This window comes from Mycetohabitans sp. B46 (assembly GCF_037389205.1).
Classification (GTDB): domain Bacteria; phylum Pseudomonadota; class Gammaproteobacteria; order Burkholderiales; family Burkholderiaceae; genus Mycetohabitans.
The window spans coordinates 345,327-357,842 of record NZ_JADBGL010000002.1; the positions used below are offsets into that span (position 1 = coordinate 345,327).

Here is a 12,516-nt window from a genome sequence, read left to right on the forward strand (position 1 = left end):
TTTATAACTTGCAGAAATTAAACGCGCGACGACGCGATCGTCACCCCCAATCGTGCTGACCGCAGATTCGCCACGGCAGCATTGCCAGCACAGACGAGCGCGTAGATTCGCTGTCGCGATGAATCGCATCGCGGCCAAGCGCGCGACGTTGGTGATCCGCCCGCTGCGATCCCCGGCAGCGAGGGCAAGCTGACTGAGCCGCGCAGCAGCCGTGACTTTGCCGCGCACGCAGATCGGGTCGCTGCTAAACTGGCTTGAGACAAGGCTAGGCGCGAACCATGGCTTTGCATGCCGCCGACCCATGGATGATAGGCGCTACAGATTGGCCAGCGCTTTCAGATGTGCGACGACGCTGCGGCCGAGCGCCGACAAGTTGTAGCCGCCCTCCAAGCAACTGACGATGCGCCCATGCGCGTAACGCGCGGCGACATCGCGCACTTGCCGCGTGATCCATGCGTAGTCATCCTCGACCAACCCCATGTTGCCGAGTTCGTCCTCGCGGTGCGCGTCAAAGCCAGCCGATACAAATATCATCTGCGGTCGGAACGCATCAAGCCGTGGCAGCCAGGTTAAGTCGATTGCCTCGCGTACCGCCATGCCCCGCGTGCGGGCCGGCAGGGGCAAGTTCACCATGTTGGGCGCCTGATTGGCAAAACCACTGAACGGGTAGAAAGGATGCTGGAAGAAGCTGCACATCAACACCCGCTCGTCGCCGGCGAATACGGCTTCGGTTCCGTTGCCGTGATGGACGTCGAAGTCGATGATCGCCACACGTGCCAGCCCGTGCACGTCCAACGCATGACGCGCCGCGATCGCGACATTGTTGAAGAAGCAGAAACCCATTGCCCGAGCCGGTTCGGCATGATGGCCGGGCGGACGCACGCTGCAAAAGGCATTGTCGTAGCGGCCCGCCATGACCGCGTCCGTGGCCGCCACCGACGCACCGGCGGAGCGCAGCGCCGCCCGCCAGCTATGAGGATTCATCTGCGTATCGGCATCGATTTCCGCATAGCCCTGCTCAGGGGCGGTGTCGCGCACGAAATCGATGTGCGCGCGCGTATGAACCCGCACAAGCGACGCTTCGTCTGCCAAGGGGGCCAACTCGTGTTGGATCAGCGGATCGATGCCGTTGGCGATCAGCTGATCCTCGATCGCGGACAAGCGCGCCGGGCATTCCGGATGCCCCTGCCCCATTTCGTGCAGCCGACACTCCGGGTGGGTGAAAAAACCTGTTGCCATCGCAATACGGTCGGTTGGGTCATGAACGCGCCCGCGACGCGCCGCCTTCTTGTTGGTCCCGGCCACCGCATGCGGCGACCCTCTGATTAAGTTACCACACCACCCTCGGTTATACTGCGTTGACCCTGTCCGCCCGGCGTGCCGCCCTTTGCGCATCGGCGCCTTGCTTGGCCAACACCGACGCACTGCCGTATTCGTTCGCCGCTTTACTTGCCACGCCTTGCCATGACCGTCTTGTTCGACCTACTGACGTGCCACCGTCGTCCCTGTTCTCAACCGAGATCCAACCGCGTGATGACCCGCGCAGCGCAGGCATTGCTGCTTTTGCTCGCCACCGCGCATGGCGCAGCGCTCGCCGCGCCGATCAGCGCGGCGCCGAGCGACTTCCGGCCGATAATCGTCGCCCAGGCGCAACCGGAGGCGCTGGTGCCACCCGGCCAGACGTTCGAGGAGGAAATCGTGCCGCAGCGCTATGCGGCTAATCCGAATGTCGATGCGTTCATCAACGACATGGTCGCCCGATACGATTTTGATTCGAACGCGCTGCACGCGCTGTTCAACCAGGCCGTGTATTCGAAAACCGCGGTCAAGCTGGTCCTTCCCGCTGCAACGCCGACGATCAAAAATTGGCAGGCATACCAGGCACGCTTCATTGAACCGGTGCGTATCAACGCGGGTGTGAAGTTCTGGCGGCAGAACGAGGCAGTGCTGCAACAGGCCAGCGCACAATTTGGCGTGCCGCCGGAAGTGATCGCTGGCATCATCGGCGTCGAAACGTTGTATGGCCGGCACATGGGCAACTTCCGCGTGCTCGATGCGCTAACCACCCTCGCATTCGATTATCCGGACACACCCAATCGCACGCAACGCATGGCGCTGTTCCGCAAGAATCTAGAAGACTTCCTAGTCTGGACCCGCAGTGCCGGCATCGAGCCGACCACGGTGCTGGGCTCCTATACGGGCGCGATCGGCATCCCGCAGTTCCTGCCAACCAGCATCATCGGATACGCGCTCGATTACGACGGCAATCACCGTATCGACTTGCGCAACAGCCCGGCCGATGCCATCGGCAGCGTCGCCAACTATCTGAAGCAGCACGGCTGGGAAAGCGGCCGGCCGGTCGTATGGCACATTCACGCGGATGCCGGCAGCATGGGCATTGCGCAGGCCGCCGCGGACGGGCAGGCCGAGCCCCGCTGGGCGCTGCAACAACTGTTGCGCGCCGGTATGCTGCTCGATGAGCGCGGCATCGATACGGCGAGCGAAGCTGGAACACCCGTGGCCGTGGTCGAACTGCCCACCCCCGGACAACCCACGCAGTACATGCTCGGGCTAAGAAATTTCTACGTGCTGACCCGCTACAACCGCAGCTTCTTTTATGCACTGGCGGTGTATCAACTGGGCGAACGGGTCAAGGCGCAGATGCAATCCCATTGCACAACGACACCTCGGCCGGCGGCATCTGCCGCGCCGTCCGCGCTGCAGTAGCGGCTACGCGGAGAACACGCCTGTCGACAGATACCGGTCGCCGCGGTCGCAAACGCAGAACACGATGGTCGCGTTCTGCGTTTGCCGCGCGATGCGCAGCGCCACCTCGCAGGCCCCGCCGGACGAAATGCCGCAGAAAATGCCTTCGACGGCGGCCATCCGGCGCGCCATCGCCTCCGATGCCGGCTGGCTCACGTGCTCGATGCGGTCCACGCGCGCGCGGTCGAAGATCTTCGGCAAATACGCGCTTGGCCACTTGCGAATGCCCGGGATACGGGAACCCTCGTCCGGTTGCGCGCCGATGATTTCGATGCGCGCGTTCTGCTCCTTCAGGTATTGCGACACGCCCATGATCGTGCCGGTGGTACCCATGGCCGAGACGAAATGCGTGACACGCCCATCGGTATCACGCCAGATTTCTGGCCCGGTGCCCTCATAGTGGGCAACCGGGTTATCCGGGTTGGCGAATTGGTCGAGTATCACGCCCTTGCCGTCGCGCTGCATTTGCTCAGCCAAGTCGCGGGCATACTCCATGCCGCCTTTGACCGGCGTCAGCACGATCTGCGCGCCATACGCAGCCATGCTCTGCTGGCGCTCGGCCGACAGATCCTCCGGCATCAACAGCACCATCTTGTAGCCCCGAATCGCTGCAGCCATCGCCAGCGCGATGCCCGTATTGCCGCTGGTCGCCTCGATCAGCGTATCCCCGGGCTTGATGCGACCGCGTTGCTCAGCCTTGCTGATCATCGACAGCGCGGGACGGTCTTTCACCGATCCGGCCGGATTGTTTCCCTCGAGCTTGGCCAGAATCACGTTGCCCCGGCTGCGGATGTCGTCGTCAGGCAGCCTGACCAATTGAACGAGCGGCGTGTTGCCGATTGTGTCTTGAATCGTTTTATAAGCCATGGCTGCACTTGCATGGGAAGGTGGCAATTTTTCATTGTAAAGCGCAATCGCGCACGCGCGCTCGCGCCCCGCTGCCGCCATGCGGGTTACCGCGCGGTTGCGCGAGCAGGCGCGGGCGCGCAGTGCCGCTCCGGCGGCACGGCATCGAAAACCAGGCCCTGTGCCTGCCACTTCGCCACCGACTTCGCCCCCAAGCGCTTGACGCGTCGCACAAGGTCGTCTGCACTGCTGAACGGTCCCTGCGCGTCCCGGGCCTCGATGATTGCCTGCGCAGTGGACGGACCGATCCCATGGATCGCTTGCAGCATCGCATCATCTGCGGTGTTGATTTCTACGCGGGGCGACGCCGCGGCCAGGCCCGCGGCCAGCCACAGCACCACCGCCATGCGCAGCGCCTTCAGCGTATTCAAAAGCGTACCCATCGCCTCCCCCGACGAACCTCGCGCCGGCGGACATCGCCGACACAGGATGCCAGTCTACGCAGGATGGGGGTGCCGCCGCAGTCAGCCGTTCAGCCAGCGCACGTAGCGCGCCACGCCTTCCTGCACGGTCAGGAACGGCGCCTCATAGCCGGCGGCGCGCAGCTTGGTGAGGTCGGCCTGGGTGAAGCACTGGTACTTGCCGCGCAGTGCGTCCGGAAATGCGATGTACTCGATCGTGCCATCTTGAACCAGCTCGGGAAGCGGCAACGCCGGCTTGCCATCTAGCTCGCGCAACGTATTCACGACAGTCATCGCGATATCGTTGAACGGTTGTGCACGGCCCGTGCCAAGATTGAAAATGCCCGACTTGTCCGGATGATCAAAGAAGAACAGGTTCACCTTGACGACATCCTCGACGGACACGAAATCCCGCGTCTGCTCACCAGCCGCATAGCCGTTGTATTCACCAAACAGCTTGACGTGGCGTTGCGCACGGAACTCGTTGAAGTTGTGGAACGCCACCGACGCCATGCGCCCCTTGTGCGTCTCGCGAGGACCATAGACGTTGAAATAGCGAAAGCCGACGATCTGGCTTGATGCCTCGGGTAGCCTGCGCCGCACGACCTGGTCGAACAGAAACTTCGAATAGCCGTAGACGTTCAATGGGCTTTCAGCACCCCGCTCCTCGACAAACGTCGTTGAACCGCCGTAGATCGCCGCGGACGAGGCGTACAGGAACTGTGCACGCTGCGCGACGCAGGCCTCCAGCACCGCGCGGCTGTACGTGAAATTGTTGTCCATCATGTAGCGCCCGTCCGTCTCCATGGTGTCGGAGCACGCGCCTTCGTGGAATACCGCACGCACCTTGCCGAAGTCATGACGGCGCAAGCGCTCGATAAACTCGCGCTTATCAATGTAGTCGTCGATCTCGCAATCGACGAGGTTGCGGAACTTGTCCGCGCGCGTTAGGTTGTCAACGGCGATGATCCGGCTCTCGCCGCGCGCGTTCAATCCCTTGACGATGTTGCTGCCAATGAAGCCGGCCGCGCCGGTAACGATGATGGTCATGAATTGCGCATCCGTGGAATCAGGTCAGGCATGGGCCGCACATCAAGCCGATGCCGGCGGGTCGGGAAACAGTTCGTCGTCGCTCACAGTCGCGGTACCGAGCTTGCCGACCACGATGCCGGCGGCGCGATTCGCGTGGCGAACCGCCTCGGCAAGCGGCACGTCGGCGCCGAGCATGGCTGCCAGCGTCGCGATGACCGTGTCGCCCGCGCCCGATACATCATACACTTCGCGTGCGCGCGCCGATTCGTGCAACACGCCGGCATCGGTAAACAGCGTCATGCCCTCTTCGGAACGGGTCAGCAGCAATGCGCGAAGCTGCAGCGAGGCGCGCAAGGCATCCACGCGCGCATGCAGGTCAGCCTCGGACTGCCAGCGGCCGACGACCTCGATTAATTCCGCCCGGTTCGGCGTGATCAACGTGGCACCGCGGTAGCGCTCCCAGTCCCCCCCCTTCGGGTCGACTAGCACGGGTTTGCCAGCCGCCCGCGCGGTCTCGATCATGCGCGTCACGTGGGTCAGGCCGCCTTTGGCGTAGTCGGACAGCAACACGACGTCATGACCGGGCAGCAGCGCCTCGAACTTCACCAGCCCGGCCAGCAAGACCTCGTGTGCCGGCGTCTTTTCAAAATCGATCCGCAGCAATTGTTGCTGGCGCGACAGGATGCGCAGCTTGATCGTCGTCGGCAACGCGGGATCGCGCTCCAAGTGAGCATTCACGCTACTTTGGCCGAGCAACTCAACGATACGCTCGCCCGGCTCGTCGTGTCCCACCACACACAGCAGCCCCGCCTGGGCGCCAAGCGCCGATACGTTGCGCGCAACGTTTGCGGCACCGCCCAGACGATCCTCCGTGCGCTGCACGTGGACAACAGGCACCGGCGCCTCCGGCGAGATTCGTGTGACATCACCGAACCAATAGCGATCCAGCATGACGTCGCCGACGACCAGCACGCGCGACGCGGCAAGTTGTGGCCGCCGCATGGTTGGCCCCTGCTGCGACGCGTGCGCCGTGCCGGAGGTGGTCGCTTCGGTCGCGGCGTGCAGCACGCAGCGCGAAATCAGCTTATCAGACACGCTGCGCCTCGCCGAGCGTCGCATTGGCCGGCACCGCGCCGCGGCCAATCGCGTGGTATTCGATGCCAAGCTCGGCCATCGCATTGGGCTCGTACAGGTTGCGTCCGTCGAACACCAATGGCGCCTTCAGTGCGCGCTTCAGCGCGTTAAAGTCCGGGCTCTTAAACGCTGTCCACTCGGTCATGATCACCAGTGCATGCGCGCCGTCCACCGCCTCGGCTTGCGTGCTGGCGAATGACAGCCGCGCCTGCGCTTGCGGCTCATCCTGCAGATCCAGCGCCAACACCCGCCGCGCCTCCTGTATCGCCACCGGATCGTACGCGCGCACCGTCGCCCCGCGCCTGAGCAGCGCCGTGATCAACGTGCGGCTCGGCGCCTCGCGCATGTCGTCCGTATTCGGCTTGAACGCCAGGCCCCACACCGCCACCGTGCGCCCGCTCAAGTCCTGTCCCAGCCGCGCCGTGATCTTGTCCACCAGCACGCTCTTTTGCGCCTCGTTCACCGCCTCCACCGCCTCCAGGATCCGCAGCGTGCGCCCATACTCGCCCGCCGTGCGCATCAGCGCCTGCACGTCCTTCGGAAAGCACGAGCCGCCGTAGCCCGCCCCCGCGTACAGGAAGCTGTAGCCGATACGCGGGTCCGAGCCGATCCCCCGGCGCACCGCCTCGATGTCCGCCCCCACCCGGTCCGCCAAGTTTGCCAACTCGTTCATGAACGAGATCCGCGTAGCCAGCATCGCGTTGGCCGCATACTTGGTGAACTCCGCTGAGCGAACGTCCATGTACATCGTGCGCTCGTGGTTCCGGTTGAACGGCTTGTACAGCCGCTTCATCTGCTCGCGCGCGTACTCGCCAGCTTCGTCCTCGTCGCTACCGATCACGATCCGGTCCGGACGCATGAAATCGTCCACCGCCGCGCCTTCCTTCAAAAACTCCGGATTCGACACCACCGAGAAACCGTGCCCCACCCCACGCCGCGCCAGCTCCTCGGCCACCGCCGCGCCCACCCGCTCGGCCGTGCCCACCGGCACCGTTGACTTGTCCACGATCACCTTGAAGCCCTGCATGTGCCGGCCAATGTTGCGCGCCGCCGCCAGCACGTACTGGAGGTCTGCCGAGCCATCCTCGTCCGGCGGCGTGCCCACCGCGATGAACTGCACATCTGCGTGCGCGACGCTCGCCTCCACCTGCGTGGAGAACTGCAGCCGCCCCGCCACGCGGTTGCGATCGATCAGCTCCTTGAGCCCCGGCTCGTGAATCGGCACGCCCCCGCCATTCAACGTCTCGATCTTGCGCGGATCCACGTCCAAGCAGAATACGTCGTTACCCAGCTCCGCCAGGCACGCGCCAGTGACCAGGCCGACATAGCCCGTGCCGATAATGGTGATTTTCATGCTCATTCAAATCCAATGAGGTTCACGGTCCTTGTGCCAGGGCCGCGCGCTGCACGCCGACCACAATCGGCGTGTCGCGCGTCGTCAGCTGGCCGACGCGATCGGCTCGACCCGCCGCGGCGCGTAGGTTTCCCAGCCGCTGCAGCCGGGGCACTGCCAGTAGAATAGTCGCGCCCGGAAACCGCAATTCTGGCACGTATATCGCGGCAGGTTCTTCGTGCGCTGCCGGATCAACGTGCGCATCAGCTCCAGCTCGCCCTTGCGCGGCTCGTCGGCCACCGCGATCTGTGCTTCGAGTAGCCGCGTCATGCCCGCCAGGTTGGGCGACTTCTGCATCTGCGTACGCGCCAGCGCATGCGCGGCCTGCGCGCCGCGCTGATCGGCGATGTGCTGGTAGGCGACGTCGAGCAGATCGTTCGATGGATACGCCTCAACATAGCGCGTCAACAGCGCGGCGCCCTGCGCCGACTGGCCGGTCGCCGCATACGCTTGCATCAGCTTGTCGGCAACCAGTGGCAAATAGGCGGGATTCTGCTGCTCGACCTGTCGCCAATGCTCGAGCGCCCGCGTCGGCTCATGACACGCCATCTCAACATCGCCGCTCAGGATCGTCGCGCGCACATTCTGCGGGTTGCACCGCAGCGCCTGCTGCAATGCGTGGCGTGCATCGTCTATTCGCTTGTGCTGCAACGCCTCTTGCGCCAGCTCGCAGTGGAATTGCGACATCTCCTTGCCCAGCGGCGGCACGCCCATCGCCTCAATCCGTTGCGCCGCCTCGATCGCCTTGTGCCAGTCCTTCTCGATTTCGAAGATAGTCAACAATGCCCGCAACGCACCGAGTGCGTAGCCGCCACTGTGCAACCGCTGGAAGGTCTCTTCCGCCCGGTCGAGCAGCCCGGCCTTCAGGAAGTCCTGGCCAAGCTCGTACAGCGCATGGTCACGTTCGCTGGCTGGCAAGTCCTCACGCGAGAGCAGGTTTTGATGAACCCGGATCGCGCGCTCCGTCTCGCCGCGCCGACGAAACAAATTGCCTAGGGCAAAGTGAAGCTCAGTCGTCTCCGGATCGAGCTTCACCACTTCGATGAACGCATCGATGGCTTGATCCGGTTGCTCATTGAGCAGGAAATTCAAGCCCCGGAAGTAAGAGCGCGGCAAGTTCGCGCTCTCGGACACCAGGTGCTTCAGGTCATAGCGGGCCGCGACCCAGCCCAGCCCGAAGGCCACCGGAATGATGAGCAACCACCAAAAATCAAGATCCATGAATGTGATTCGTTGAGCATGCGCGTGCCGGACGCGTCAGATGATCGGTGGCATCGGCGGCTCGTCCACCGTCGCCGGCGTCTGCCGGGCCGTCTTCAGCTCGCGCCTGAGTCGGCCGTTTTCGAGCCGCAGCCGCAGGACCGCCGGCAGCGCTGACACCAGCCCGGCAAGCAAGCCGACCATGAAAAATGCAAGCCCAATCACGATCAACGGCGCATTCCACGTATAGCCGGCCAGGAAGTTCAGTGTCACGCCTTGCGTGTTGGCAAGCGCCAGCACCAGCAGCAACACAAATACGATGACGCGGATCAGCCAGACAATGAGCTTCATGGGCAATCTCGATGACGGCGACCGGGCAGCGGATCGCCAGCGAATTGGACAAAACGACCCGCACCCACACATCGGGTGACCTGGCCGTGACAGGGAAGCGAACCGGGGCCGGGGCCGAGAAAATTGCCCGTATTGTAATGGAAGCGCTCGCACTCACCTACTGGCGCGCCCAACGGCGTGCTTGTTTGGCCACACCTGGCCGCCGGAGCCGCCGGCATCGTGCGAGGCTATTAAAAGAAAAAGCGCCATTTGGCGCTTTTTCCAGGGTTGCCGAAACAGTAGGCCTTATCCCGATATTGACATCATGTGTCGTCCGACGCCTCGACACTGTCAGCCTTCATCGGTTGGCCGGCCTTGCCGTCGACCCGCTCACGCAACTCCTTACCCGGCTTGAAGTGCGGCACCCATTTCTCCGGGACCTGGACTCGTTCGCCAGACTTCGGGTTGCGTCCGACCCGGGCCGGACGACGATTCAGTGCAAAGCTGCCAAAGCCGCGTATCTCGATGCGATGACCATTGGCAAGCGCGTCGGACATCGCGTCGAGCATCGCCTTGACTGCAAAATCCGCATCCTTTAGGACCAGTTGCGGAAATCGCAGCGCCAGTTGAGCGACCAACTCGGATTTGGTCATGCTGCCTTACTGGTTCTGTTGACCGTCCAGCTTTGCCTTGAGCAACGCACCGAGATTGGTCGTGCCGCTAGCGGCCGCGCTGCTATCAGCGTGCAGGCCGCGCATCGCTTCCTGCTGCTCCGCGGAGTCCTTCGCCTTGATCGACAGCTGAATGCCGCGCGATTTGCGGTCAATATTGATGACCATCACGTTGACCTTGTCACCGTCCTTCAGCACATTGCGCGCGTCCTCGACACGATCCTGCGCGATTTCCGACGCCCGCAAATAGCCTTCGACCTCGGCGCTCAACTGGATCACGGCGCCTTTCGGATCGACGGCCTTGACCGTACCATCGACGATAGAGCCCTTGTCGTTCATCGCCACAAAGTTGCTGAACGGGTCGCCTTCCAGCTGCTTGATACCCAGGGAGATACGCTCTTTTTCGACATCGATGCCGAGCACCATGGCCTCGACCTCGTCGCCCTTCTTATACTTACGGACCACTTCCTCGCCGGACTCGCTCCACGACAGATCCGACAAGTGCACCAGACCATCGATCCCGCCCGGCAGGCCGATGAACACGCCGAAATCGGTAATCGACTTGATTGCGCCGGTGATCTTGTCGCCCTTCTTGAAGTTGCGGCTGAAGTCATCCCACGGGTTCGGCTTGCATTGCTTCATCCCAAGGCTGATACGGCGGCGGTCCTCGTCGATCTCGAGCACCATGACCTCCACTTCATCACCAAGCTGCACCACCTTGCTCGGCGCGACGTTCTTGTTGGTCCAGTCCATCTCGGACACGTGCACGAGGCCTTCGATGCCCGACTCGACTTCGACGAACGCGCCGTAGTCGGTGATGTTTGTAACCTTGCCAAACAGCCGCGTGCCGGACGGGTAGCGACGCGAAATGCCTTCCCACGGATCGTCGCCGAGCTGCTTGATGCCAAGCGACACACGATTCTTCTCCTGATCGAACTTCAGGATCTTCGCGGTCACTTCCTGGCCCACAGACAGCACTTCGCTCGGGTGACGCACACGACGCCACGCGATGTCGGTGATGTGCAGCAGGCCATCAATGCCGCCGAGGTCAACGAACGCACCGTAGTCAGTGATGTTCTTCACGACGCCATTGACGATCGCGCCTTCCTTCAGCGTCTCGAGCAGCTTCGCGCGCTCTTCGCCTTGCGTGGCTTCGATCACCGCGCGGCGCGACAGCACGACGTTGTTGCGCTTGCGGTCCAGCTTGATCACGCGGAACTCGAGCGTCTTGCCCTCGTACGGTGTCGTGTCCTTGACCGGACGGGTGTCAACCAATGAGCCGGGCAGGAACGCACGGATGCCGTTGACCATCACGGTCATGCCGCCCTTGACCTTGCCGGTGATCGTGCCGGTCACAAGCTCGTTGTTGTCCAGCGCCTTTTCAAGCGCAAGCCACGAAGCAAGGCGCTTGGCCTTGTCGCGCGACAGGATCGTATCGCCATAGCCGTTCTCGAGGGCGTCGATCGCGACCGATACGAAATCGCCCGCCTGCACCTCAACCTCGCCCTGATCATTCAGGAACTCTTCGATCGGAATGTAGGCTTCAGACTTCAGACCCGCGTTGACGACCACGAAATTGTGGTCAACACGCACGACTTCGGCGGAGATCACTTCGCCTGCGCGCATGTCCTGGCGGGTCAGCGACTCTTCAAACAGAGCCGCAAAAGATTCGGTATTCGGGTTAGAGGTTTGCAGGTCGGACATAAAAATGAAATGGTGCATGGCGGGACTCGGCTTCATGATCGCCAACGGCCGCATGCGGGGTTAAGGGTTGAAAATACATCCCACGTCACTGTGGAATACCTACGGTACTGCTACTTACTACAACTGCATCGGGCACTACGAAGGCATCGGGCACTATGAAGCCTCACCGCCACTATGCGTGACTGCCCGGCCGTCATAATACAGCCGCAACACTCATGCCTGTGGGCCTTGCCGGCCCTGGCCCGCCTTCGCGGCGCCGGTGGCCGGCTCGATTTGCTGGTACCAGGCCACGACCTGGTCAACCGCTTCGCCGATCGACAACGTAGACGTGTCGAGCAGGCGCGCGTGCGCTGCTGGCTTCAGCGGCGCACTTGCGCGATTCGCATCGCGCGCGTCACGCTCGCGCAGATCCCGCAAAAGGTCATCGATATTAGCAGAAAACCCTTTTTGTATCAATTGCTTATAACGCCTCTGCGCGCGCGCCTCCACGCTGGCCGTCAAAAACACCTTTAATACCGCGTCGGTAAAAATCACCGTGCCCATGTCGCGGCCGTCCGCGACTAGGCCGGGCGGCTTGCGAAACGCGCGCTGCCGCGCCACCAGCGCGCCGCGCACCGGCGCGTGTACCGCGATCGCCGAGGCTAGCTTGCCGACGGCCTCATGCCGAATCTCGGTCGAAACGTCCACACCATCCAATTGCGCACAGCCTTCGCGAAAGGTGATATGGAGGTCATCGATCAGCGCCACCAGCGCCGCGACGTCGTCCTTGCCCACGCCATAGCGCTGCGCCGCCAGCGCCGTCAGCCGGTACAGCGCGCCGCTGTCCAGCAAATGAAAGCCCAGGTGCGCCGCCACCAGTTGCGCGACCGTGCCCTTGCCGGATGCCGTCGGCCCGTCAATCGTGATGACTGGCACGGGTTCATAAAATGGACGATTGGACTTCATTACTCTATTCGGAAACTAAAATATTTGAAGCGGC

Annotated in this window: 12 protein-coding genes; 1 reads left to right on the plus strand and 11 read right to left on the minus strand. The window is 62.8% G+C overall.

Annotation, left to right across the window (positions count from 1 at the left end):
* Positions 1–315: 315 nt before the first annotated feature.
* Complete coding sequence (locus IHE30_RS03675) at positions 316–1,239, minus strand: histone deacetylase family protein (RefSeq protein WP_337688865.1); 924 nt, start codon at positions 1,237–1,239, stop codon at positions 316–318.
* Positions 1,240–1,533: 294 nt separating this feature from the next.
* On the opposite strand from IHE30_RS03675, the gene mltB reads away from it, so the two are divergent.
* Positions 1,534–2,727, plus strand: a complete 1,194-nt coding sequence (mltB, locus tag IHE30_RS03680; protein WP_337689012.1) for a lytic murein transglycosylase B — start codon at positions 1,534–1,536, stop codon at positions 2,725–2,727.
* Between the two features lie 3 nt (positions 2,728–2,730).
* Here mltB and cysM read toward each other — a convergent pair whose 3' ends face one another.
* The 10 genes from cysM to cmk all read right to left on the minus strand — a co-directional run bounded on the left by cysM (position 2,731) and on the right by cmk (position 12,482).
* Entirely contained in the window at positions 2,731–3,633 is a 903-nt protein-coding gene (cysM, locus tag IHE30_RS03685; RefSeq protein ID WP_337688867.1) for a cysteine synthase CysM, read from the minus strand.
* 86 nt (positions 3,634–3,719) lie between these two features.
* Positions 3,720–4,055: a ComEA family DNA-binding protein gene (locus tag IHE30_RS03690; RefSeq protein ID WP_337688869.1), complete on the minus strand. Its 336-nt coding sequence runs from the start codon at positions 4,053–4,055 to the stop codon at positions 3,720–3,722.
* An 81-nt stretch (positions 4,056–4,136) separates the two neighbouring features.
* Positions 4,137–5,123 carry an ADP-glyceromanno-heptose 6-epimerase gene (gene rfaD, locus IHE30_RS03695; RefSeq protein ID WP_337688871.1) on the minus strand — a complete coding sequence of 329 codons (987 nt, stop codon included), beginning with the start codon at positions 5,121–5,123 and terminating at the stop codon, positions 4,137–4,139.
* Positions 5,124–5,165: 42 nt separating this feature from the next.
* Positions 5,166–6,107, minus strand: coding sequence for a D-glycero-beta-D-manno-heptose-7-phosphate kinase (gene rfaE1 / locus IHE30_RS03700; RefSeq protein WP_337689014.1), 942 nt, complete (start codon positions 6,105–6,107; stop codon positions 5,166–5,168).
* 85 nt (positions 6,108–6,192) lie between these two features.
* Positions 6,193–7,593: a UDP-glucose dehydrogenase family protein gene (locus tag IHE30_RS03705; protein WP_337688873.1), complete on the minus strand. Its 1,401-nt coding sequence runs from the start codon at positions 7,591–7,593 to the stop codon at positions 6,193–6,195.
* A gap of 84 nt (positions 7,594–7,677) precedes the next feature.
* Positions 7,678–8,853 (minus strand): lipopolysaccharide assembly protein LapB, encoded by a 1,176-nt coding sequence (gene lapB, locus IHE30_RS03710; protein ID WP_337688875.1) that lies wholly within the window; start codon positions 8,851–8,853, stop codon positions 7,678–7,680.
* Positions 8,854–8,889: 36 nt separating this feature from the next.
* A complete protein-coding gene (locus IHE30_RS03715) occupies positions 8,890–9,183 on the minus strand; it encodes a LapA family protein (RefSeq protein ID WP_337688876.1) in 294 nt (97 codons plus the stop codon).
* Between the two features lie 302 nt (positions 9,184–9,485).
* Positions 9,486–9,815: an integration host factor subunit beta gene (locus IHE30_RS03720; RefSeq protein ID WP_013434468.1), complete on the minus strand. Its 330-nt coding sequence runs from the start codon at positions 9,813–9,815 to the stop codon at positions 9,486–9,488.
* A gap of 6 nt (positions 9,816–9,821) precedes the next feature.
* Positions 9,822–11,555 (minus strand): 30S ribosomal protein S1, encoded by a 1,734-nt coding sequence (gene rpsA, locus IHE30_RS03725; protein ID WP_337688877.1) that lies wholly within the window; start codon positions 11,553–11,555, stop codon positions 9,822–9,824.
* Positions 11,556–11,750: 195 nt separating this feature from the next.
* A complete protein-coding gene (cmk, locus tag IHE30_RS03730) occupies positions 11,751–12,482 on the minus strand; it encodes a (d)CMP kinase (protein ID WP_337688878.1) in 732 nt (243 codons plus the stop codon).
* Positions 12,483–12,516 lie beyond the last annotated feature (34 nt).